We start from the raw sequence: 22,867 nt of genomic DNA, 5'->3' as shown, positions 1-22,867 counted from the left end.
TAAAATAGTTATTTCTTAAAGCCTAACCTTTGATTTCTTCTACAGTTTGAATTTAAAAACCATTAAGAAATTAATGTTCATTAAGTTTTAACTATGCATACTATCTTAAATTGTCGTTTCTTAAAGCCTAACCTTTGATTTCTTCTACAGCTTGAATTTAAAAACCATTAAGAAATTAAGATTCATTAAGTTTTATATTATATCTAGTCTTTTAAAATACTCATTTACAAAAGGCTTCATCGACTTTGTGATATTAGTTGTATTGAAATTAATTAACAGCCCTTGAGGTTTTTGTAACAATTTCATGTATGTTAATAATTGAGCTTCATGAATTGGCAACACATTTTCTATCGCCTTTAATTCTACTACCACACAATCATTTACCAAAAGGTCTATTCTTAAATCTGACTCTAATTCGAGACCATCGTATTCAATTTTAACTACTAATTGTTGTTTGACATCAAATCCGTTTCTTTCTAGCTCAAACTTTAAACACTGCTCGTAGACACTTTCAAGAAGTCCTGGCCCTAGAGCTTTATGAACTTTTATTGCCAAACCAGTAATTTGATACGATAAATTAGTAACCTCTTTTTGTGTCATTAAATTCTAGTTTATATCAGTTAGCAACTAAATTTACTTTTACTCTTCAAATATAAACTCTTAATGTTTCTTAATTTCTTAATGGTTTAAAAAATTTAAATTTTATCTAGCTTTACTTCGCTGCTAATCCTATTTTAAAAACTTTTTCGATCCATTCAATGCTTTCATCCACCATTGTATCATCGTCTTTTAAATGGTTAGCAAACTGTGTGGTGATTTTTTGAATAATTCGTGCAGAAATAATTTCCGCTTGTTCTTCGTTAAAATCAGCTATTTTTTTACTTTGGAAATTCAACTCAGATTTTTTGATAGCATTCAATTTTTCTTTTAAGGCATGAATTGTAGGAGCAAATTTGCGCCCTTTTGTCCATACATTAAATTCTTCTTTGATTTCTTCGATGATAGCTTCCGCTGCAGGAATATGATTTTTTCTGTTTTCTAAAGTTTCGTCCGTTAATTGCGAGAGGTAATCCATGTGAATTAAAGTCACATCCTTTAAATCCTCAACATCTGCATGTACATTTTTCGGAATTGATAAATCTAAAATCAACAACGGTTTTTTAAGATTTAATATCGCCTTGTCTACTGTAGGGTTTTGAGCCCCCGTAGCAACGACAACAACGTCTGCTTTTTGCAATTCTAAATGTAACTCTGAGTAATCTTTTACAATAAGATTTAATTTCCCAGCTAGTCGTTCAGCCTTGTCTTTAGTTCTATTAATAAGAGTGATGTGCTCGTTCTTAGTATGTTTTACCAAGTTCTCACAAGTATTTCTACCTATTTTACCCGTACCAAATAACAAGATGTTCTTATTACCAATATCTTCAACGTTCTTAATAATATATTGTACTGCCGCAAAAGAAACAGAAGTCGCTCCTGAGCTAATCTCGGTATCGTTTTTGATTTTTTTACTAGCCTGAATTACGGCATTCACTAAGCGCTCCATGAAAGTATTAGCTAATCCCATTGCTTTTGATTGCGTAAAACTGGATCTTATTTGAGATATAATTTCAAAATCGCCTAGAATCTGACTGTCCAAACCAGTCCCAACTCTAAACATATGACTTATTGCTTCTTGGTTTTTATAAACAAAACCTACTTTTTGAAACTCTTCAACGCTTCCATTACTGTTTTCACAAATCAATTTTATCAATTGAAAAGGGTGTTCTGCAAATCCGTATATCTCTGTCCTATTACAAGTAGAGGTAACAATTAAACTCTCAATCCCCTCCGTTTGTGCTTGTTCTAGCAAACGTGTCTTTGCTAAAGTATCTAAGCTGAATTTACCTCTCATCTCGGCATCCGCTTTTTTATAGCTTAGTCCAACAGAATAAAAATAGTGATGCTTTGATTGGTTGTTATTTTCCATATAAATACTTTTCAAGAAAGTTCAGCAAAATTATCACTATACTATTTATAAAAGTAACGCTAGAAGTACTTTTTATAACGCTACATGTTTTTTTATTCCTAAAGGGCTAATAATTACTAAAAAACGCTATTTTTGTACTGAAATCAAGTTATTAGCATTCATTTACTTAGAATGATTCTAAATAAAAAGAGCTGATAATTATCATCTTTTCAACATAAATATATCGCTATGAGTTCACAAGAAATTATAAAGATTGAAGACGACTTTACTTTAATTCGGTTTCAGAATGACAGTACCGAAGTTTTCAATGCACAACGTGAAGTGAGTAGCGGGTTGATTCAATTTCATTTTGGATTGAAAGGAAGTGCAAAATTTAATTTCAATCAAGGAAATTATGCCTTAGATTTAAAAGAAGAAAAATCACTGCTTTTATACAATCCACAAAAAGAGTTGCCTCTAAATTTAGAGTTAGCACCTAACTCGTGGGTGATCTCCGTAATTGTTTCTATCCAAAAATTCCACGCTTTGTTTTCTGCGGAAGCGGACTACATTACTTTTTTAAGCGGTGATAATAAAGATAAAAAATATTACAACGAAGGAAATATTAGCCCCTCAATGGCAATTGTTTTAAGTCAGTTGTTTCATTACAATTTACATCCTTCGATAAAAAACCTTTACTATCGCGGGAAAGGCTATGAATTATTAAGTCTATACTTTAACCGTACCGAAGACCCAAATGCAGAACAATGTCCGTTTCTTACAGATGAAGACAATGTAATTAAAATAAGAAAAGCCAAAGAAATCATTTTAGCTAATATGGCTGAACCACCTGGATTGCAAGAATTAGCAGATCAAGTGGGTTTGACCTTAAAGAAACTTAAAATGGGTTTTAAACAAATATATGGCGACACCGTTTATGGGTTTCTATTTGATTACAAAATGGATTTTGCTCGAAAACTACTCGACAGCGGCTCCTATAATGTCAACGAAGTAGGTTTAAAAATAGGCTATAGCACAGGAAGTCATTTTATAGCCGCTTTCAAAAAGAAATTTGCAACCACCCCAAAGAAATATTTAATGTCAATAAATCCAGCAACTTAAGCAGCATTGATTTTATATATTAAACAATAAATAAAAAATAGTTAATCCCAATTTATAAAAAAGTAAGATTCGTTACTTTTACAAAAGATTTCCAATCCGAAATTTTGGGATTCAGAAAAACAATAAAGAAAAAATTAAAATCTATATGAAAGGTGTATTATTAGTAAATCTTGGTTCTCCTGAAAGTCCAACTCCCAAAGATGTTAAACCGTATTTAGACGAATTTTTAATGGATAAATACGTTATTGACGTTCCTTTTCTATTAAGAGCATTGCTTGTTCGCGGAATTATATTGCAAACAAGACCTAAAAAATCAGCTGCCGCTTACGCAAAAATATGGTGGGATGAAGGTTCTCCATTAGTAGTGATTTCAAAAAGAATGCATGAAAAAGTAAAAAAACAAGTTGAGATACCCGTTTCCCTAGCTATGCGTTATGGAAACCCGTCTATACTAGCAGGATTACAAGAACTAAGAGACAAAGGAGTTACTGAAGTACTACTTTTCCCGTTGTATCCACAGCATGCTATGGCATCAACGACAACTATATTAGTTTTAGCTGAGGAATTGCGTAAAAAGCATTTTCCAGAAATGAAATTTACTTCGGTTCCTGCTTTTTACAACAAACCCGATTATCTAAAAAACTTAGCCGATTCTATAAAAGGACATTTAGAAGGTTTTGATTATGATCACTTATTATTTTCTTATCACGGAATACCTGAGCGACACATTCGTAAAACAGATGTAACAAAATCGCACTGTAAAATTGATGGTTCTTGTTGTAACACTCCATCACCTGCACATGAGTTTTGCTACCGTCATCAATGTTATGAAACCACAAAACAAGTGGTTAAACTATTAGGCATTCCAGAAGGAAAATACAGCCAAACTTTTCAATCTCGTTTAGCGGGTGATAAATGGTTAACACCATACACTGATGTTGAAGTAAATAAAATGCCTGAAAAAGGAATCAAAAAACTAGCTGTAGTCACTCCTGCATTTGTATCTGACTGTTTAGAAACACTTGAAGAGATTGCAATGGAAGCCAACCATGAATTCAAAGCTCACGGCGGTGAAGAATTTAAAGCAATTCCATGTTTGAATGACGGCGATGAGTGGTGTACAACAGCAAGTAACTGGATTAATAGCTGGGCGATATCTCAAAAGTTAGCTTACTAAATGGCGGTTAGTGCAGAGGAACTAGGAACCCAAGACATTAAAAAACTCTTGATAAAACAAGCAGTTCCAGCATCGGTGGGAATTTTATTTATGTCGGTTAATATTTTAATTGACACCATATTTGTTGGTCAATGGATTGGTTCTTTAGCCATTGCGGCAGTAACCGTTGTCCTGCCCATCACCTTTTTCATCTCCTCATTAGGAATGGCAATAGGAGTGGGTGGTGGCTCTGTGCTTTCACGTGCGCTAGGAGCAAATGACAAAGAGAAAGCCTTGTTCACTTTTGCCAATCAAATTATGATGACCTTTTTAATGGCATCTGTGTTTGTACTACTAGGCATGTTTTTTAGTGAAGACATGTTATTGCTTTTTGGCGCTAAAGGTGCCATTGTTAAGCCAGCAACCGAATTCTTTTTTCCCATCATATTATCTGTACCGTTTTTAGCGCTTTGCATGATGGGAAACAACATTATACGTGCCGAAGGGAAAGCAAAATTTGCCATGTATGCCATGATTATTCCGGCATTTGTCAACATTATATTAGATGTTGTGTTTATAAAAATAATGAATTTAGGGATGTTTGGAGCTGCATTAGCAACTTCTATATCCTATTTTATGTGTTTTGTTTTTGTTTTTTGGTTTTTTAGATACAAAAGCGAACTAAAGTTAAAATCAAGGCATTTTAAATTTCATTTCCCCATAATAAAAGAGATTACGACATTGAGTTTTGTTACTTTTTCGAGACAAGGCGTAATAAGTATTCTTTCTATTATTCTAAATCATACACTGTATACTTATGGAGGAGAACATTCCTTAGCAGTCTACGGAATCATAAGTCGCATGTTAATGTTTGCTTTATTTCCCGTTCTTGGAATCACCCAAGGATTTATCCCTATTGCTGGTTACAACTATGGATCAAACAATTTTGAAAGAGTAAAGGAAAGCATCCAAATATCGATTAAATATGCGGCTCTTTTAGCTGCTTTTATATTTGTCTTTATTCTATTTTTTGCAAAACCTATTGTCGCTGTTTTTACCACAGATCCACAAGTTATTGCCGAAACTCCTAATGCCTTGAGGTGGGTCTTTGCGGCTTCTCCCATTATTGCTATTCAGTTAATAGGTGCTGCTTATTTTCAAGCAGCTGGGAAAGCAAAAAAAGCATTATTCTTGACTTTAAGCAAGCAAGGTTTTTTCTTAATTCCGCTAGTACTTATTCTACCAAATTTTTTCGGTATTTTTGGCGTTTGGGTTTCTTTCCCAATTGCCGATGTTTTATCAACAATGATCACTGCTTATTTCTTAAAAAAAGAAATGAACACCAAACTAACAAAACACCCTGATGGATCAATACTATAATTACATTAAATCACTACACCTCATCTTTGTTATTACTTGGTTTGTAGGTTTATTTAATATTGTACGCTTATTTGTTTACCAAATTGAAGCTGCTGACAAACCATCACCTGAAAAGGAAATTTTACAAAAACAATTTAAGTTAATGACGTACCGTATGTGGTATATCATCACTTGGCCTTCAGCTATTCTAGCGAGCATTTTTGCTTTCTGGATGTTGTTTTTTACTGATTTAGGAAACGCTTGGTTAAAAATGCCTTGGATGCATGTTAAACTTGGCTTTGTATTTGTGTTGTATTTATACCATGCTAAATGCCACCAAATTTTCAAGCAATTGCAGGAAAACAAAGTAAATTACACTTCTAACTTCATGCGTATATGGAATGAAGGAGCAACAATTATTCTTTTTGCAGTGGTTTTTTTAGTCGTTTTAAAAAATGCCTTCAACTGGATTTATGGAGTAATAGGCATCATCTCGTTCTCGGTTATCATTATGTTGGGCTTTAAATTCTATAAAAGAATACGAGAAAAGAACAATAATTAGTAGTTCCAAACTTATAATCAAAACTGAATGGCGCAACTAAAAACTCATAACAGAATACAGACAACTATATAAAATGCTAAAAGGTTTTAAATTATCAATGCTATCACTACGAATTCGAATTTTTCTTTCGATGATCGTACTGATAATTCTAGCCTCAGTATTACTGGCTTCAATCTCGATCATTCAATTTAAAACCGAAGCAAAAGAATACCATCAAGAACGTTTAGAACGTAAAGAAAATGCGGTAAAAGAACATATTAATTATGTGCTTTCTACTACTACTTACCCCTTAACTACTGATAATTTAGATTTAATTTTCAAGGATAAAATTCACGAACTGGCACACATTCATAATATTGAAATCAATATCTATAATCTTGACGGAGTACTCTTAAAATCATCCAAAGAAAATTTTTCTGTTGATAAAGCGGCCCCACCTATACCTAAATACATTTTAAAACTCGTACGCTCTTCTATAGAAAAACGTTACGTAGATATTAAAACCGTAAACGGAGTAAAAAACCGCTCCTCTTACACCCAAATCAAAGATGATAAATTCAAACCCTTAGGTGTTTTAAACCTGCCTTACCTGGAAGATGATGGTTTCTATGACAAAGAGCTAAACAACTTTCTTATTCGGTTGGGACAAGTATATTCATTTATGTTAATAGTCGCTTTTGCTATAGCATACTTTCTATCATCTTATATCACGAAGTCTTTAAAAACAATATCCGACCGTTTAAACGAGACTAGTTTTAATCAAAAAAACAAGAAAATCGTACTCGAAGCCAGCAGTAAAGAAATTAACTTATTGATTGCTGCTTATAATCGAATGGTAGACGAGCTGGAAATAAGTGCCGTAAAATTAGCCCAAAGTGAAAGAGAAGAAGCTTGGCGCGAAATGGCGAAACAAGTGGCACATGAAATCAAGAATCCGCTTACGCCAATGCGTTTGACGGTTCAAAGTTTCCAACGAAGATTTAGTCCCGAAGACCCCAATATCATTCAAAAGATGAAGGATTACTCGGAGACCTTGATTCAGCAAATTGACACGATGAATGCGGTGGCTTCAGCTTTTTCTAACTTTGCATCGATGCCAGCACAGCAAAACGAAACGCTAAATGTGGTAGAAGTTGTTGAATTGACGCTGGATATTTTCAATGAAGAACACATTGTTTTCGAAAAAGAATCTCCCGAAATTATTTCGAAAATAGACCGAACGCAACTGATCCGAATTATTACAAATTTGGTTAAAAATGCCATTCAATCTATTCCTGAAGGTCGAAATAAAAAAGTTGCTGTAACGGTAAAAAAACAAGATAATAATGTACTAATTTCTGTAGAAGACAACGGCGTGGGGGTAAAACCACAAGATATAAGTCGTATATTCGAACCTAAGTTTACTACAAAAAGCAGCGGAATGGGCCTTGGATTAGGGATCATAAAAAACATTATCGAAAATTATAAAGGAACAATTACCTTTGAAACTGAATTTGGAAAAGGAACAAAATTTACCGTTTCTCTTCCTATAATTAACTCATAAATAAATACCATGACTTACGAAAACATTCTTATCGCTACTGATAATAGCATTACAACAATAACGATTAATCGTCCAACAAAATTGAATGCTTTAAACAAAGCAACTATTGAAGAATTGCACCTGGCGTTTGAAACTGTTGCAAAAGACAAACAAACAAGAGTAGTAATCCTTACTGGTAGTGGCGAAAAAGCATTTGTTGCCGGAGCTGATATCGCTGAGTTCTCTAACTTCTCCGTTGAAGAAGGAGTACAACTAGCCGCACACGGACAAGATTCCTTATTTAATTTTGTCGAGAAATTAAAGATTCCCGTAATTGCAGCTGTAAACGGATTTGCACTTGGAGGCGGATTAGAACTTGCCATGGCTTGTCATATTAGAGTAGCATCAGACAATGCTAAAATGGGACTTCCAGAAGTTTCTCTAGGAGTTATTCCAGGTTACGGAGGTACGCAGCGTTTGCCACAATTAGTGGGTAAAGGACGCGCTATGGAAATGATCATGACTGCCGGAATGGTAAATGCTCAAGAAGCGCACAGAACTGGTTTAGTCAATCATGTGGTTCCTCAAGTAGAGCTTATTGATTTTTGTACTGCTATGGCTCAAAAAATCATGAAAAACTCTCCAGTAGCCATCAGCATGGCAATAAATGCTGTAAATGCCAATTACAAAGAAGGAGAAAATGGTTTTGATACCGAGATAAAGTCTTTTGGAAAATGTTTTGGAACTGACGATTTTAAAGAAGGAACTACTGCATTTTTAGAAAAAAGAAAAGCAGTTTTCCCAGGAGAATAAGCTTTTAAAAAATTACAATTATAGTAAATATAAAAATCCGTAGCCTGATAGATGATTCGTCTTCAAGCTACGGATTTCTTGTTATTTAAAAATTTTCTAATAATACACGTTGCTTTTAACGAACAAAACTTAATTTTGCATCTTTCTATCTAAAGAAAATAAACCTTTAAACTACATTCATGTCATACGAGCCAGTATTTGCCCTTTTTTGGGAAAGCGTAAAACAAAGTATTCAAAACGGAACTTATGCCAAATTGACTTTGGCGAAGACTATAGGTGACACCGAATTGAAAAACATCTACATAAGACCCGTTTTGCTGGAAGAGGGTGGTTATACCCTTTCGCTATCAGCGAAATACAAGACAGAGGAAATTGAGAGTTTTCATAGTCTTGATGAGGCCTATGCTATTTTGTTCCCTTACATGAACAACCCCTTTTTAACTGCATTATTGTTTACCACAGAAAATGATATCACATTTAAATTAAACAAAAAAAGAGTGGGTAGTATTATTGAGCAAGCACCTACTTTTAAAAGTGCTTCGGATGTAATTATCGAAATGAAAGAAAAAGGGATTATTTAATACTTATTTAGATTTTTAGTCGAGAGAAACCGTAGTACTTTTCGACTAAAAATCATAATTTATTATAAATGAACAAACTATCGTTTCTAATTGAAAAAACAGCATCTTTATTAATCCCAGAAATGGGATACTTTACCTTATTATCTTCAATGATTTGTTCATAAATTGCAACGGTTCTTATATCTGGAATGTTTAGTAGTTTTTTAAAAACAGTGTCTGCATCTAAATCTTTAGCGCTATAATTTATACCACCTTCGGACTTAAACAGCAATAAGGAAACCAGTTTTTCATTACTATATACCACAGTTAAAATTGGAGTATAGACATTCTCTTTGAATTTCAATTTCTCCCCACCATATTGGTAATCGCTATTTACTTTTTTGTAACTTGTTACATTAAACTTTTGAAGTTTCTTTTGCGAACTACATGAAATTAAAACAGTAAACATTAAAAACAGTAGTAAACTAAATTTCATTATTAGCCTTTTTTTAGTTTTAAACACGTAAAAATCCATAGTAATACTATTTATAAAAAAGTCTAATTTATCAGTTCAAGCGGAGTCGAGAATCACTATTGCATTTCGAATTCATTCTAACTGATAAAATCAGCAGACTACCTCGTACTCGTCTTTACTATTACTTCTCCCCATCCCATTCAGCATAAAACTGCGAAAGAAAACCTTCCATATAACGGTGTCTTTCAGCTGCAATTGCTTTTCCTGAATTCGTATTCATTTTATCTTTTAGCAACAACAGTTTCTCATAAAAATGATTTAATGTAGGCGAATCATTGTTCTTATATTCCTCCTTTGTCATTTGCGTATTTGGAGCAATATTAGGATCATACAACGCTCTATTTTTAAATCCACCATAATTGAATGTTCTAGCAATTCCAATAGCACCTATCGCGTCTAAACGGTCTGCATCTTGAACAATAGCTAACTCAATAGAAGAGAAGTCCTTTTTAAAATTACCTCCTTTAAAAGAGATGTTCTCTATGATTTTAATGACGTGATTAATAATTGCCTCATCCACATCCTCTGATTCTAAAAAGGCACGTGCTGTTTTAGGCCCAACAGTCTCATCACCATTATGAAATTTACTATCTGCTATATCATGCAATAAAGCGCCCAGTTGTACAACTGTCAAGTTACACACTTCCTCTTTAGCAATTAGTAAGCTATTTTTATACACTCTTTGTATATGAAACCAGTCGTGACCGCCTTCGGCATTTTGAAGTTTTTCTTTAACAAAAGTGATTGTCTTGCTAACGATATCGTGGTTGTTCATGCTATTTATTTTTTAAAAAAAATGTTGATTTATAAGGATTTAACACCTTACCAATCAACATTTAGTATTCTTTATTTATTAATAAAATTACAATCTTGCTGGCTCTACCCACTTAAAGATATGTGACTCTTGAGGAATTACAATTCTATCAGAGATTCTTGCCATTCTTCCGGGCAATTTCATTAGATAGTCACGTGCTTTTTCGGCTTCATCTGTTAAACCCGTAATTTTATCTATTTCCCATTTATCAATCAATTTTTGCATGATATCAACATAATCGTGTGCGGTATAAACCCCAATACGTTGCGCTGAATCAGAAAACTGTTCAAAGGCTGTACTTATTTTTTGTCCAGATTCTCTCAAGAAATGAGCCGGCATAACAATTTTTTGCTTCATCATATATTGAAAAGCAAGCATCATTTCGCTTGGGTCTACTTGAAAAATTCTAGTCACAAATTCACTGTAAGCATGGTGGTGACGCATTTCATCTCCAGCAATCATCTTACACATTTTTGACAATTTATTATCACCGTATTTCTTAGCCATTTGCGCTACTCTATTGTGAGAAACATAAGTTGCTAATTCTTGAAAACTAGTGTAAACAAAGTTTTTATAAGGATCAGAACCTGTTCCAATATCAAAACCGTCATTGATTAAGTGCTGCGTTGTCATTTCTATCTCACGCATATTTACTCTACCAGACAAATACAAGTACTTGTTAAGCATATCACCATGGCGATTTTCCTCTCCAGTCCACTGCCTGATCCATTTAGACCAACCATTTCCTTTTCCTTCTACTTGATCGATTCCTTCTACGTCCATTAACCATGATTCATATGTAGGCAAAGCTTCTTCAGTAATGGTATCACCTACTAGAGTTACCCAAAAATCGTATGGTAAATCCTTAGCTATTTCGCGAAGTTCTTTCACTTCTTCAAAGAAATTATCTCCTTCAGAATTAGGTAAAAAATCAGATGGCTGCCAGATTTTCTCAACAGGTATTAAGTATTGATCAACAAAGCTGTCCACGTTTTTTTCTAAAAACTGCATTACTTCTAATCGAATGTTTTTTATAGACATTTTATTATATTTTAAATTTTTATTCCTTTCACTACGGCACTTTCAGCCTTTTCTATTAACTCTTCAAAGTCAAATTCACTTACCTTTAATGGGTTGTGTATTGCAAAGGTAAGGCGATTTCCTAAACCAACGGGGAAAAAACCAAATTTAACCATTTTCCAAGAGTTGTTTATGCTTATTGGAACGACATACGCATTGGGCGCATATTTGCATAATATTTTTAGTCCGCTTTGAGCAAAAGGTTTAGGGTGACCCGTTTTACTACGTGTTCCTTCTGGGAAAATTACTGCCGAACGATTGTACTTTTCAATATATTCAGACAAACCTTTTATTGCCGGTAGCGCTTGTTTTGGTTCTTTTCGATCAATTAAAACCGAACCACCGTGAGTCAAATTGTAAGAAACACTAGGTATTCCAGAGCCCAACTCTTTTTTACTTACAAATTTACAATGAAAACGTCTTAAAAACCAAATCATCGCAATGATGTCATACATACTTTGATGGTTGCATACAAAAATGATAGGTACATTCTTAGGAATGCGTTCAATACCATCAAACTTGTACCGTGTCCCCACAAGATTGGTGCACTTTATTAGAAAAAAATTCAAATAATCTACACTTTTTTTATGGGCTTGGTAGCCAAAAACATTAAAACAAACCCATTGAATAGGATGAAAAATAATTAATGTAAGACTAAAAAGTAGGTAATAAATTACCGATATAGGATAGGAAATCAGTTTTTGCATGCTTGAAAAATTAACCACAAAAGTAATAAATATATTTTTACTGCTATTTAATTATGAAACAATAATAGGTTTGACGTTTAATTGTACCTTTGCCATCTAAAAATTAGTATCCTTTCTTTATACCAATGAACTTTAGCTACCCAAAAGACGAAAAATTAAAAAGTAAAATAACCATAGGTTTGCTCTTCTCAGAGGGCAAGTCAGTTTCTAAATATCCTTTACGTTTAGTTTATTGCGCAACCCCTTTAGCTGAAGATCAAAAAATAAAAATGGGTGTTTCTGTTTCTAAAAAAAACTTCAAAAAAGCTGTTGATAGAAACCGCTTTAAACGCATCCTTAGAGAAACTTACCGTCTTAACAAACACTTGCTTATAGACAACCTTGATCAACCGTATGCTTTTATGTTTTTTTACCAAACAAAAGACCGGTTGACGTATGATGAAATCAACACAAAAACGATTCAGCTTTTTGAAAAATTCCTACTTCAAATAAAAAAAGCCGACTAGCGAAGCTATTTTTTGTATTTTTAACCTATAAAAATACATTTCATGAAGCAAATATTCTTTTTTCTTCTCTTATCGCTGTCTTTATTTAGTTGTGAAAAAGCCGAAAACAATTTCGATTCTAAAGTACAAGCGATAATGCTCCCGCCAAAATCAGAGAAATCAAAATTTACTCAAAATGATCTAGCAAGTCCAAGTAAACCTACTGAAGCAATTGAACCAAAAATCATTAAAGAAGGCAACCTTCGTTTTGAAACAAAAGACTTAGGCGCTACTTACAATCAAATTATAAAAAATATTACTGCAAACGGCGGTACTATTCAAAGTGATATTGAGGGCAATGATTATGAAAGTGTTTTCAGAAAGTTAATTATTAGAATTCCTTCTCAAAAATTTGATGTATTCATGACCAACATCACTAAAGGAGTACGCTTTTTTGATACTAAAGAAATCACTTCCGAAGACGTAACAGCTGAGTATATTGATATCAATGCGCGATTAAACGCTAAAAAAACACTGGAAAATCGTTATCTTGAATTGCTTAAAAAAGCAACAAAAGTAACTGAAATGCTAGAAATTGAAACGCAACTATCCCTCATTCGAGAAGAAATAGAAGCCAAACAAGCTTCCTTAAATTATTTGCAAAATCGTGTTGCATTTAGCACCATTACAATCGAGTTCTATAAAACTGTAGCCCAAGAAAGTGGTGCAACCGTTTCCTATGGCACTAAGATTTGGACCGCCATAACTTCTGGATTCAATTCTCTTTCAGGATTGTTTATTTGGTTGCTATCCGTTTGGCCCTATTTAATTATTACTATTGTGGTACTGTATTTTATTCGAAAAAAAATTAAGACAAAAAAATCATAAACAATGCATTCTTTCTTTAAAAAAAAATTCATCCTTCCTGTTGTCGCTTCGGGCTTTTTATTTGTTGGCGTAAGCTTTAAAAACGACTTTTTTGAAGTTGCTAAACAAATCGAAATTTTCACGACTTTATTCAAGGAACTCAATACAAATTATGTAGATGAGACCAATCCTGGAGAGTTGATGGACAAGGCTATAGGCGCTATGTTAAGTAGTTTAGATCCATATACAGTTTACTTTAACGAGCAAGATGTATTGAAATTCAAAATCAACAATACGGGAGAATACACCGGGATTGGTGCTATGATTAGCCGTAAAGATGGTAAAATTATGCTTCGCGAAGTCTACAAAGACTTTCCTGCTGACAAAGCTGGTTTTAAGCCAGGCGATGTTATAATCCAAATAGGTGATGTCGTTCTTGCCGACTTTAAAGAGGATGCTTCGGAATTATTAAAAGGGGCTAAAAATGCTAAAATAGCCGTAAAATACATTCGTCAAGGAAAAACAAACAGCACCGAGATTGTTTTGGATGAAGTTGAAATCAAGTCGGTTCCCTTTTTTGGTAAAATTGATGACAAAACTGGATATATTGTTTTAGAACATTTTAATAAAAAAGCGTCTAATGAAACTAGAATTGCTCTTGAAACACTAAAAAAACAGGGCGCTGAAAGAATCGTTTTAGATCTTCGAGGTAATCCTGGTGGTTTGTTAAATGAAGCCATAAATATTTGCAACTTATTTGTTGCCAAAGACGAAATTATTGTGACCACAAAATCTAAGATTGAGAAACACAACAATGTCTATAAAACTACTTTTGACCCTGTAGATACTCAAATACCATTAGTGATTATTGTAAACGGAAAAAGCGCTTCGGCATCAGAGATTGTTTCTGGAGCATTACAAGATTTAGACCGCGCTGTAATAATGGGGAGTAGAAGTTACGGAAAAGGGCTAGTACAAAAACCGATAAACCTAACCTATGATACCCAATTAAAAGTTACTATTTCTAGATATTACACCCCATCAGGAAGATGTATTCAAGCACTAGATTACGCACATAAAGATAAAAATGGTGCTGCAATTAGAACTGAAGAAAAAAATTACAACGCCTTTAAAACCCGAAAAGGCAGAACCGTTTACGATGGAGGAGGGATTTTACCTGACGTCATTATAGATGAATTAACGAGTAATACGATCACTAATGCGTTACAGCAAAATGACGGAATATTTAATTATGCTACTAAATATTATTACAAGAACCCAGATTTAGGCAGCAAGATTCCAACCATAACAGCTACCGACTATCAGGATTTTAAACAATTTTTAAAAACCGACAAATATTCTTTTGACACTGAAACAGAAGTTGCGCTGAGAAAAACTTTGGCTGTAGCCAAAAAAGAAAAAATAGAGGCCACGATCCAAAACGAATACAACCAATTATTAACGGCACTTCAAAAAAGTCAAGAAACACTATTGGACAAAAATCAAGATCAAATTAGTAAAATGATTACTGATGAACTTATAAAACGGTATCAATATCAAGAAGGACTTTACCAATATTACCTAACAAATAGTGCCGAAATTAAAAGAGCAGTGACCATCTTAAACGATAGTGAAGGCTACAAGAAAATTTTGAAACAATAATGAAACGGTTTTTCAAAATAGTATGCTTTTTGTTCGTGGGCTTTACAAGTGCTCAGGATAAAAAAACAGAAAGCGTCTATTTTGAATTTGACAGGTATGATCTTGACAGCAAACAGCAGCAACAAATCATCGATTTCTTAGTTAAAATTGATACCACAACAATAGAGGCGGTACAAATTTATGGGTATTGCGACGATCGCGGTGATAATGATTACAACTATAAATTATCTGAGGATCGAGTTCATACTGTGCAGCAATTACTATCCTCGAATGGTTTTGACAAAAGCAAAATTGTTGTTATAGAAGGCAAAGGAAGGGTTTTATTAGTTAAAGACGATTACTCAAAAGTGGCTGAGGCACGTACTAAAAACAGGCGTGTTGATTTGTTACTGGTCAAAAAAAATAGTTTTGGTAAGGGTATTTACAATTATATAAAAGAAAACCATAAAGTAGGCGATCGTATTTATTTAGAAACCATACTTTTTTCCATGGGCAGTAGCCAACTCAGTCTTAGAGCCAAAAAAGAATTGGACCGAATTGCTTCCATCCTAAATAAAAATAAGCAAATAGAATTTGAAATTAGAGGCCACGTGTGCTGCACCCCAAAAGATTTTACCGATGCTGTTGATAAAGCCACAAACGAAAGAAAGTTATCTGTAAACAGAGCTAAAGTTGTTTTTAAATACTTGATAGCTAAAAAAATTAATAGCTTACGAATGACTTACATTGGTTACGGAAATAAATTCACACTTAATAAAGGAAGCGAATTAGATCGTAGAGTAGAGTTTTTAATTACTAAAATATAGATCGCCAGCTCTCCTTATTAAAATATTGAAAATTATGATAGATCGAAAAGGCTGTTATCAATAGCATTTTTTTTAATAAAAATTATTCTTTAATCATTTCGATATGCGGAATGTCATCTTCAAGATACATCTCGCTTGATTGCACAAAACCATGACTCTCATAGAATTTTTTTAAATACAATTGTGCACCAATCGTGATTTTTCTTTCTCCATAATGATGCGCTACACCAGCAATTGCTTCGCGCATTAAATCATGACCCCATTTACGATCACGGTAGTTTGCATCGACAACTACGCGACCAATTGAAGCATTATCAAAACTAATTCCAGGTTTAAATAGCCGTGCATGCGCAACAACCTTGCCTTCAAACTCAGCAAACAAATGCAAAGCAACCTTGTCTTTACCATCCAGATCAAGATAGACGCAGTTTTGCTCGACTACAAAGATCTCACTTCGTAGTTTAAGCAAATCATACAACTCATTTACTGAAAGTGCCTCAAAAGGCTTTATTTTCCACTGTAGTGCCATGGATGTTTTTTTTAGATTAGTGTATTGCAATAATTATGACGACCAAATTAATAATTATCTTTTAATAACTGCAACTGATTTGATGATTGCTTCTAATTCGTGCATTAAATCTCTTTTTTCTTTGGAAGGAGAATAACAAAAGCCTTCAATAATCAAAGCTCGGTTATTATCAGGATCCATAATGCTGTAATTGATAAAGGGTCCTGACATAAAATCGTTTTTCAGTACCCAAGTTCCTTTCATCTCATATGTAAGCTTACCATCAAGTTTAATTTGGAAAAAATAGGGCGAATAAGCTTCCTCAGTAATCATATCTGTATTGGGTTCTTTACCATGTATATACAAACTACCTATAGAATCGCGCTTTTTAATAATATTACCCACTAAATTATTAGCATTTTGCAGCGATTTTAACGGCACCTCATAAATCAGGATACTGGTGTTGCCGCTAATAATTTCTTTTTTTAACCAAATAAATTTCGGCTCTTGAACTACATATTGATAATCCGAAGGTACCGCCATACTAATTTGGAACTTTTCGGTGAGCTTTTTGGTATCAAGAAGCGTCTTACGGTTTAATGTTTGACTTTCTTTAATCTCCGAATCGCGAATGGTTTGAATAATTTGTGGCGTTTTATTTTCTATTAATTCTAAAATTGCTGTTGTAGATTTTCCAGAAATGCAAAAGACATTTTGCGGCTTAGCGTATATATTTTCTTTAATTTGGAAATGATTTTCAGTATCTTTCTTTATCAAAATAATGTTTCGACTGTCCGTCATAAAGCCTTCCATCAACTTCACCGGATATTGATTAATAGTGAATAACGGCTCCTCCTGGGGTAAACCTATTACGGGAGCAGCAAATTTATTACGAATACTATCTCCTACCTCACCATTCCATAATTGATCATCGATAATAATCGAAATGGTATTGATTTTACCTGAGGTGTTTTTAAGTGCAATGCTATCTTCCTGCTTACAAGAAAACAAAAAAAGAGGTATTAAAAAAAACAAAAAACGAACTTTACTCATTATTATAAAATTACAAATAGCAGCCCTAATTTAAACTAGTTATATGTATTAACTGTTAATTTTTAACATTATACTGGGCTCGAAATTATTACCACTAATATCGTTCCAATTTTTCAAGTTTAGCAACATAGCTGTAAAAAATAATCTAACCTACGGAATTACAACTAATTTTAGTAAAAAATTAGTTATTTAATTACCTCAGGATTTTTAATTACAAATTCGGTTCTTCAATAAATGGTCTGCTTCAGAGCAAATATATTTTATTCATAAAAAAAGGGGTCTCATTCTAGAATGAAACCCCTTTTTTTTTGTTATAATCTTAACTTCTTATTTTTAATTTCATACCTGGTTTAATAGATTCGCCCTTAATATTATTCCATTTTTTTAAATCTGTAATCGAAACTCCCGGATATTTTCTTGCAATACTATACAAAGAATCTCCTCTTTTTACCGAATAAGTAAGTTGGTTTGCAGCAGTATTTTCTTTTAAAGTTGCTTTAGTTTGGATTGTATCAGTAACTGCGGTTTGTTTTTGTGCAACGATTAATCTACTTCCTTGGGCAATGGTATTGTTTTTTAGATTATTCCATTTTTTTAAGTCGGTAACTGACGTATTAAATTTACTTGCAATGGTACCTAACACATCCCCTTTTTGAACGGTATAGTTTGTATTTACCATTTCAGAGACCGCTAGAATATCATTATTTTTCGCTACCAATTGATTATTAACTTCCTTGGGTTCTGTCTTTTGATAACTTATACTTGTGGTAATAATTTTTAAACGCTTACCAGATGCAATTTTATTACTGCGTAAATTATTCCATTTTTTTAGATTAGTAATGGTGACATGGTATTTTTTAGCGATTGACCCTAAATTATCACCACGACGAATTTTATAATACTTGGTATTACGTTCAACGACTCTCTTACCACTCTTACTTGATGAGGAACTGTTCGTACTTAACCGTGATCGATTGTACGGATGTTCTTTTAAATCCTGCAGATAATCGGCGTAAGCATAAATTTTTTCTTCATTAGAAACAAAAACAGCGATTTTAGCATTTGGTAATCTTAAATAGTGGTTTTTATCATTGTAATGCGGAATCACATTTAACTTATAAGATGGATTCAGTACTTGAAGCTGTGAAACAGGAACATCTAATAAATCAGATATTTGTTTAAAGGACAGTTGCTTTCTTACCATCACAGTATCTGTAGCAAAATGTTGCATTACGGCTTCATCAGGAACGATTCCGTGTTCTTTATGGTATTCATACAAGTACATAGTGGCTAAAAAAGCAGGCACATATCCTTGTGTTTCTTTGGGTAATTTTTTTCTAATATTCCAATAATTTTGCTTTCCGCCAGACCTTCTAATTGCTTTAGAAACATTTCCAGGACCAGAGTTGTAAGAAGCTAAAACTAGTTCCCAATCTCCAAAAATTTTATACATTCTGGACATGTATTGTGCAGCAGCTGCAGTTGCTTTTAATGGATCACTACGTTCATCAACGTAAGAATCAATATTTAAATCATATTGTTTTCCAGTTTGATACATGAACTGCCAAAGTCCGGTAGCACCCATTCTAGAAACTGCTTTTGGATTTAAAGCCGATTCAACAATGGCAAGGTATTTTATTTCTAGTGGAACATTTTCTTTGGCGAAAGCCTCTTCAAAAATGGGGAAGTAATATTGGGATAAACCCATCAATCGACCGAAAGATTTTTTGCGGTATTTTAAATAGGATTTGATGACGTTCTCTAAACTCTCGTTGTATTCAATCCTGAAAGGAGATTTAGCATTCATGGCTTTCAATCTCGATTTTAACAGACTTGTAGGTAAGTCGTAATCCACTTTTTTGTCTAGATCGACATTTTCAATATCAGTGGTAATCTCGTTATATAAATCCAGATTGGTTAACTCATTCATCCAGAGGCTATCGACACAAAGTGCCATGTTGTCTTTTACGAAAGTAGTTTTTAAGGAATCAAGATAGGAAAGCGGAATTTCTTGTGTATTAACATCTTTATTTTGGGCAAATTGTTGCGCAAATGAAGATAGCGAAACACTTAACAATAGGGCAATAGTGGTATTTTTCAAAAATATAGTTTTAATTTCAACAGTAGGCTTATATAAGGCAATTATACCATTTTTTTTACAAAACCAGCCGTTGAAATTAAAAAAATATTTAAATTCTACTTACAAATGAACTACTTAGTCTAAAATAGCAGCGATACCAGGAAGAGTTTTTCCTTCTAACATTTCTAACATAGCACCACCTCCAGTAGAAACGTAGCTCATTTTATCTTCTAGTCCAAACTGTTTTACAGCAGCCACAGAATCTCCCCCACCTACAAGTGAAAAAGCACCTTTTTCAGTAGCGGCTGCAATATAATTTCCTAAAGCAATAGTTCCTTTTGCAAAGCTTTCCATTTCAAAAACGCCTAGTGGTCCGTTCCAAAGAATGGTTTTAGACTCCATGATCACTTTTTCAAAAATAGCTAATGATTTTGGACCTGCATCCAGTCCTTGCCATCCATCAGGAATTTGGTTTACATCAACCACTTTTGTATTGGCTGTATTAGAGAAATCATCAGCAGCAATTACATCAACTGGAATGTGAATTTGAACTCCTTTTTCTTTCGCTAATTTTAAAATCTCTAAAGCCAATTCCATTTTATCATCTTCACAAATAGAATCTCCTATTTTACCTCCTAGTGCTTTCACAAAAGTAAATGTCATTCCGCCACCAATAATCATGTGATCTACTTTGTCAAGAATGTTTTCAATAACAGTAATTTTAGACGAAACTTTAGATCCACCTAAAACTGCCGTTACGGGTTTTTCGCTATTTTTAAGCACTTTATTTAAACTTTCTATCTCTTTAGCCATAAGATTACCAAAACATTTTTCTGATGGAAAAAACTGTGCTATAATTGTTGTAGAAGCATGCGCTCTATGTGCCGTTCCAAAAGCATCATTCACATAAATATCTCCAAGAGAAGCTAACGCTTTTGCAAAAGCAACATCTCCAGCTTCTTCTTCAGAGTGAAAACGTAAATTTTCAAGTAATAAAACCGAACCTGGCTTTAAGTTAGCTGCAGCACGAGTTGCTTGCTCACCAACACAATCAGAAACAAACTCCACATTTACTCCAAGAATTTTTGAGGCTGTAGCCAAAATATGTTTCATAGAGTACTTTTCTTCAACCCCTTTTGGTCTTCCTAAGTGCGACATTAAAATCACACTTCCGCCTTGTGCAAGAATAGCATCAATAGTTGGTTTTGCAGCTTCGATACGTGTTGCATCAGTAACCTTAAAGTTTTCGTCCAAAGGAACATTAAAGTCCACACGGACAATTGCTTTTTTATCTTTAAAATTAAAATCTTTTAACGTTTTCATATTAGTATAGTTTTTTAGTTTTTTATTGACTGAACAACAAATATAGCTTTTTTGAAGTAGTTATAAATTGGGATTATTCAAAAAACACTGCTAAAAATTTACGAAAACGTTATAATTTTTACAAAAAATTATAATAGTAAAATAATGAGACGTCAAAGCAAAATAACTTTTAATAAAGGGAGGCAAAAATATTTAGGAAGTATAAAAAAGGTTTCGACTCCGCTCAACTTGACAAGAAATAACGCTTGGGTTATTAGTGAAATGATAATGTAGAAATATGTAAATTAAACAATGGGTTTCGACTTCGCTCAACCTGACAAGCTGTAATGATTCGTTTATGGGTAAACAAAAATAAGAAAGGGTTTCGACTCCGCTCAACCTGACAAGCTTTGACGGTTTGGATAAATGAAAACTAAAGAAAGTTTCGACTCCGCTCAACTTGACAAGAAATAGCGATTGGGTTTTTAGTGAAATGATAATGTAGAAATATGTAAATTAAACAATGGGTTTCGAGTCCACTCAACCTGACAAGCTGTAATGATTCGTTTATGGGTAAACAAAAATAAGAAAGGGTTTCGACTCCGCTCAACCTGACAAGCTTTGACGATTTGGATAAATGAAAACTAAAGAAAGTTTCGACTCCACTCAACTTGACAAGAAATAACACTTGGCTTTTTAGTGAAGTGATAATGTAGAAATATGTAAATTAAACAATGGGTTTCGACTTCGCTCAACCTGACAAGCTTTGACGGTTTGGATAAATGAAAACTAAAGAAAGTTTCAACTCCGCTCAACCTGACAAGCTGTGATGATTGCATTGTTTTAAAAGTAGCAGTGTACTTTGTTAACAATAAAAAAGTTGGGCACAAAAAAAATGCGGTAACTACAATACCGCATCTTTTACTATTAAAAATAAAATTAAGATTAGTCGTGAACTGGCCCTTCAGTACAAGGACAGTTACTAATTCCTTGTAAGAAATCAAATCCTAATGTAATCATGTGTGTTCCTGAATTATAAGATGCAAGTCCGTTTAAGGTTACTTGGTACGAATAAGCAAAATAGAACTTAGATTTCATAAAACCTACCATTGGCCCAAGGTTAAGGGGTTTCATAGGTTGGTCATTTAAGAAACGGTACGAAGCTCCTACCCAGTAGTAATCTTCGTAACGATTGTATTTTCTATATTTAAAGTTGATATCCGTACTAGAACGTTTATCACTTGCAAAATATTGATAAAAAACCGATGGTTCAAACTCTTCACGATTAGTGGCTCCTTTGAAAACCATACCGGAATACAATTGGTAATTACGAAGTAAATTAGGCTCTACACCAGAGAATTTAGTCGTATTCTTATCTAAGATGTTACTTGCATTAAAAGCAGCGTAAAAACCTTTGTTACGATACAATGCACTTACATCAAAGTTACTATTTGTAGTGAAACGATTATCCGTTACACTAGGGTCTAAAACAGGGTTCTCATAATCCGGTCTAAACTCGTTAATATCAATTTTGAAATTGTTGTAATTGTACGAAAGTCCAAATGATAAATATTGCTTAGAGTAATAATCTAAGATCAAGTGATGCGCAAAAGATACCTTAGCACCTGTTTGACGTGTATAACCGTTTTTATCATTGTACAATGAGATTCCTACACCAGAACGATCTAAAACTCTAAAATCAGCATAAAGAGATTGATTGTCTGGAGCATCTTTTATACCTACCCATTGCGTCAATCCATTGACTCTAATTCTAAGATTATCTCCAATACCAGCATAAGCAGGCGAGATTATAAAAGGATTATCAGCAAGGTACTGCGTAAAAACCGGCAAGTTTAACTCTTGACTGTAACCTGATGTGGTTACAGCCAGAAGTAAAAAAGATATTAGTATTTTTTTCATGATTGT

General features: G+C 33.6%; 22 protein-coding genes. 11 read left to right on the top strand and 11 right to left on the bottom strand.

Going from position 1 to position 22,867, the window contains the following annotated elements; genetic code table 11:
• Positions 1-192 precede the first annotated feature (192 nt).
• Both HNP99_RS04310 and hemA read right to left on the bottom strand, forming a co-directional pair.
• Positions 193-600 (bottom strand): GxxExxY protein, encoded by a 408-nt coding sequence (locus HNP99_RS04310; RefSeq protein WP_173851640.1) that lies wholly within the window; start codon positions 598-600, stop codon positions 193-195.
• A gap of 112 nt (positions 601-712) precedes the next feature.
• Entirely contained in the window at positions 713-1,969 is a 1,257-nt protein-coding gene (hemA, locus tag HNP99_RS04305; protein ID WP_173851638.1) for a glutamyl-tRNA reductase, read from the bottom strand.
• Between the two features lie 228 nt (positions 1,970-2,197).
• Between hemA and HNP99_RS04300 the strand changes: the two genes are divergently transcribed.
• From HNP99_RS04300 to HNP99_RS04270, 7 genes are all read left to right on the top strand, one after another.
• Positions 2,198-3,070 (top strand): AraC family transcriptional regulator, encoded by an 873-nt coding sequence (locus tag HNP99_RS04300; protein WP_173851635.1) that lies wholly within the window; start codon positions 2,198-2,200, stop codon positions 3,068-3,070.
• A gap of 145 nt (positions 3,071-3,215) precedes the next feature.
• Positions 3,216-4,247, top strand: coding sequence for a ferrochelatase (gene hemH / locus HNP99_RS04295; RefSeq protein WP_173851633.1), 1,032 nt, complete (start codon positions 3,216-3,218; stop codon positions 4,245-4,247).
• Entirely contained in the window at positions 4,248-5,606 is a 1,359-nt protein-coding gene (locus tag HNP99_RS04290; RefSeq protein WP_173851631.1) for an MATE family efflux transporter, read from the top strand. It abuts the gene before it with no gap.
• Entirely contained in the window at positions 5,590-6,147 is a 558-nt protein-coding gene (locus HNP99_RS04285; RefSeq protein ID WP_173851630.1) for a CopD family protein, read from the top strand. Before HNP99_RS04290 ends, HNP99_RS04285 begins: the two co-directional genes overlap by 17 nt.
• A 130-nt stretch (positions 6,148-6,277) precedes the next feature.
• Positions 6,278-7,690: an ATP-binding protein gene (locus HNP99_RS04280; protein ID WP_173851628.1), complete on the top strand. Its 1,413-nt coding sequence runs from the start codon at positions 6,278-6,280 to the stop codon at positions 7,688-7,690.
• A 9-nt stretch (positions 7,691-7,699) separates the two neighbouring features.
• Positions 7,700-8,482, top strand: a complete 783-nt coding sequence (locus HNP99_RS04275) for an enoyl-CoA hydratase/isomerase family protein (protein ID WP_173851626.1) — start codon at positions 7,700-7,702, stop codon at positions 8,480-8,482.
• A gap of 179 nt (positions 8,483-8,661) precedes the next feature.
• On the top strand, positions 8,662-9,063 hold the full coding sequence (locus HNP99_RS04270; RefSeq protein ID WP_173851624.1) for a hypothetical protein: 402 nt from the start codon (positions 8,662-8,664) through the stop codon (positions 9,061-9,063).
• A 52-nt stretch (positions 9,064-9,115) separates the two neighbouring features.
• Here HNP99_RS04270 and HNP99_RS04265 read toward each other — a convergent pair whose 3' ends face one another.
• The 4 genes from HNP99_RS04265 to HNP99_RS04250 form a co-directional block, all read right to left on the bottom strand.
• A complete protein-coding gene (locus tag HNP99_RS04265) occupies positions 9,116-9,538 on the bottom strand; it encodes a hypothetical protein (protein ID WP_173851622.1) in 423 nt (140 codons plus the stop codon).
• A gap of 160 nt (positions 9,539-9,698) precedes the next feature.
• A complete protein-coding gene (locus HNP99_RS04260; RefSeq protein WP_173851620.1) occupies positions 9,699-10,352 on the bottom strand; it encodes an HD domain-containing protein in 654 nt (217 codons plus the stop codon).
• Between the two features lie 87 nt (positions 10,353-10,439).
• Positions 10,440-11,432, bottom strand: a complete 993-nt coding sequence (locus tag HNP99_RS04255) for an acyl-ACP desaturase (RefSeq protein WP_173851618.1) — start codon at positions 11,430-11,432, stop codon at positions 10,440-10,442.
• An 11-nt stretch (positions 11,433-11,443) separates the two neighbouring features.
• Positions 11,444-12,178, bottom strand: a complete 735-nt coding sequence (locus tag HNP99_RS04250; RefSeq protein ID WP_173851614.1) for a lysophospholipid acyltransferase family protein — start codon at positions 12,176-12,178, stop codon at positions 11,444-11,446.
• Between the two features lie 125 nt (positions 12,179-12,303).
• Between HNP99_RS04250 and rnpA the strand changes: the two genes are divergently transcribed.
• From rnpA to HNP99_RS04230, 4 genes are read left to right on the top strand one after another with little or no spacing between them, the layout of a single operon-like run.
• A complete protein-coding gene (gene rnpA, locus HNP99_RS04245; RefSeq protein ID WP_173851612.1) occupies positions 12,304-12,684 on the top strand; it encodes a ribonuclease P protein component in 381 nt (126 codons plus the stop codon).
• A gap of 42 nt (positions 12,685-12,726) precedes the next feature.
• Complete coding sequence (locus tag HNP99_RS04240; protein WP_173851610.1) at positions 12,727-13,551, top strand: DUF4349 domain-containing protein; 825 nt, start codon at positions 12,727-12,729, stop codon at positions 13,549-13,551.
• 3 nt (positions 13,552-13,554) lie between these two features.
• On the top strand, positions 13,555-15,192 hold the full coding sequence (locus tag HNP99_RS04235; protein WP_173851608.1) for a S41 family peptidase: 1,638 nt from the start codon (positions 13,555-13,557) through the stop codon (positions 15,190-15,192).
• A complete protein-coding gene (locus HNP99_RS04230; protein WP_173851606.1) occupies positions 15,192-15,998 on the top strand; it encodes an OmpA family protein in 807 nt (268 codons plus the stop codon). The genes HNP99_RS04235 and HNP99_RS04230 overlap by 1 nt, the downstream gene beginning before the upstream one ends.
• An 82-nt stretch (positions 15,999-16,080) precedes the next feature.
• Here HNP99_RS04230 and HNP99_RS04225 read toward each other — a convergent pair whose 3' ends face one another.
• The 5 genes from HNP99_RS04225 to HNP99_RS04205 form a co-directional block, all read right to left on the bottom strand.
• The gene (locus tag HNP99_RS04225; protein ID WP_173851604.1) at positions 16,081-16,527 is read right to left on the bottom strand and encodes a GNAT family N-acetyltransferase; all 447 of its coding nucleotides are present in this window, start codon (positions 16,525-16,527) and stop codon (positions 16,081-16,083) included.
• 54 nt (positions 16,528-16,581) lie between these two features.
• A complete protein-coding gene (locus HNP99_RS04220) occupies positions 16,582-17,517 on the bottom strand; it encodes a DUF4837 family protein (protein ID WP_371810432.1) in 936 nt (311 codons plus the stop codon).
• A gap of 361 nt (positions 17,518-17,878) precedes the next feature.
• Entirely contained in the window at positions 17,879-19,666 is a 1,788-nt protein-coding gene (locus HNP99_RS04215) for a LysM peptidoglycan-binding domain-containing protein (RefSeq protein WP_173851827.1), read from the bottom strand.
• 108 nt (positions 19,667-19,774) lie between these two features.
• Complete coding sequence (locus tag HNP99_RS04210) at positions 19,775-20,962, bottom strand: phosphoglycerate kinase (RefSeq protein ID WP_173851600.1); 1,188 nt, start codon at positions 20,960-20,962, stop codon at positions 19,775-19,777.
• A gap of 924 nt (positions 20,963-21,886) precedes the next feature.
• The gene (locus HNP99_RS04205) at positions 21,887-22,861 is read right to left on the bottom strand and encodes a PorP/SprF family type IX secretion system membrane protein (RefSeq protein WP_173851598.1); all 975 of its coding nucleotides are present in this window, start codon (positions 22,859-22,861) and stop codon (positions 21,887-21,889) included.
• Between the last annotated feature and the right edge of the window lie 6 nt (positions 22,862-22,867).

This window comes from Flavobacterium gelidicaeli (genome assembly GCF_013294005.1).
In the GTDB taxonomy this organism is placed as follows: Bacteria; Bacteroidota; Bacteroidia; order Flavobacteriales; family Flavobacteriaceae; genus Flavobacterium.
This window is presented reverse-complemented; position numbering and strand designations above follow the sequence as displayed.

Excerpts from the sequence above, each read along its gene's own strand:
- HNP99_RS04310 (WP_173851640.1), bottom strand. The coding sequence starts at position 600 with ATGACACAAAAAGAGGTTACTAATTTATCGTATCAAATTACTGGTTTG.
- hemA (WP_173851638.1), bottom strand. The coding sequence starts at position 1,969 with ATGGAAAATAACAACCAATCAAAGCATCACTATTTTTATTCTGTTGGA.
- HNP99_RS04300 (WP_173851635.1), top strand. The coding sequence starts at position 2,198 with ATGAGTTCACAAGAAATTATAAAGATTGAAGACGACTTTACTTTAATT.
- hemH (WP_173851633.1), top strand. The coding sequence starts at position 3,216 with ATGAAAGGTGTATTATTAGTAAATCTTGGTTCTCCTGAAAGTCCAACT.
- HNP99_RS04290 (WP_173851631.1), top strand. The coding sequence starts at position 4,248 with ATGGCGGTTAGTGCAGAGGAACTAGGAACCCAAGACATTAAAAAACTC.
- HNP99_RS04285 (WP_173851630.1), top strand. The coding sequence starts at position 5,590 with ATGGATCAATACTATAATTACATTAAATCACTACACCTCATCTTTGTT.
- HNP99_RS04280 (WP_173851628.1), top strand. The coding sequence starts at position 6,278 with ATGATCGTACTGATAATTCTAGCCTCAGTATTACTGGCTTCAATCTCG.
- HNP99_RS04275 (WP_173851626.1), top strand. The coding sequence starts at position 7,700 with ATGACTTACGAAAACATTCTTATCGCTACTGATAATAGCATTACAACA.
- HNP99_RS04270 (WP_173851624.1), top strand. The coding sequence starts at position 8,662 with ATGTCATACGAGCCAGTATTTGCCCTTTTTTGGGAAAGCGTAAAACAA.
- HNP99_RS04265 (WP_173851622.1), bottom strand. The coding sequence starts at position 9,538 with ATGAAATTTAGTTTACTACTGTTTTTAATGTTTACTGTTTTAATTTCA.
- HNP99_RS04260 (WP_173851620.1), bottom strand. The coding sequence starts at position 10,352 with ATGAACAACCACGATATCGTTAGCAAGACAATCACTTTTGTTAAAGAA.
- HNP99_RS04255 (WP_173851618.1), bottom strand. The coding sequence starts at position 11,432 with ATGTCTATAAAAAACATTCGATTAGAAGTAATGCAGTTTTTAGAAAAA.
- HNP99_RS04250 (WP_173851614.1), bottom strand. The coding sequence starts at position 12,178 with ATGCAAAAACTGATTTCCTATCCTATATCGGTAATTTATTACCTACTT.
- rnpA (WP_173851612.1), top strand. The coding sequence starts at position 12,304 with ATGAACTTTAGCTACCCAAAAGACGAAAAATTAAAAAGTAAAATAACC.
- HNP99_RS04240 (WP_173851610.1), top strand. The coding sequence starts at position 12,727 with ATGAAGCAAATATTCTTTTTTCTTCTCTTATCGCTGTCTTTATTTAGT.
- HNP99_RS04235 (WP_173851608.1), top strand. The coding sequence starts at position 13,555 with ATGCATTCTTTCTTTAAAAAAAAATTCATCCTTCCTGTTGTCGCTTCG.
- HNP99_RS04230 (WP_173851606.1), top strand. The coding sequence starts at position 15,192 with ATGAAACGGTTTTTCAAAATAGTATGCTTTTTGTTCGTGGGCTTTACA.
- HNP99_RS04225 (WP_173851604.1), bottom strand. The coding sequence starts at position 16,527 with ATGGCACTACAGTGGAAAATAAAGCCTTTTGAGGCACTTTCAGTAAAT.
- HNP99_RS04210 (WP_173851600.1), bottom strand. The coding sequence starts at position 20,962 with ATGAAAACGTTAAAAGATTTTAATTTTAAAGATAAAAAAGCAATTGTC.
- HNP99_RS04205 (WP_173851598.1), bottom strand. The coding sequence starts at position 22,861 with ATGAAAAAAATACTAATATCTTTTTTACTTCTGGCTGTAACCACATCA.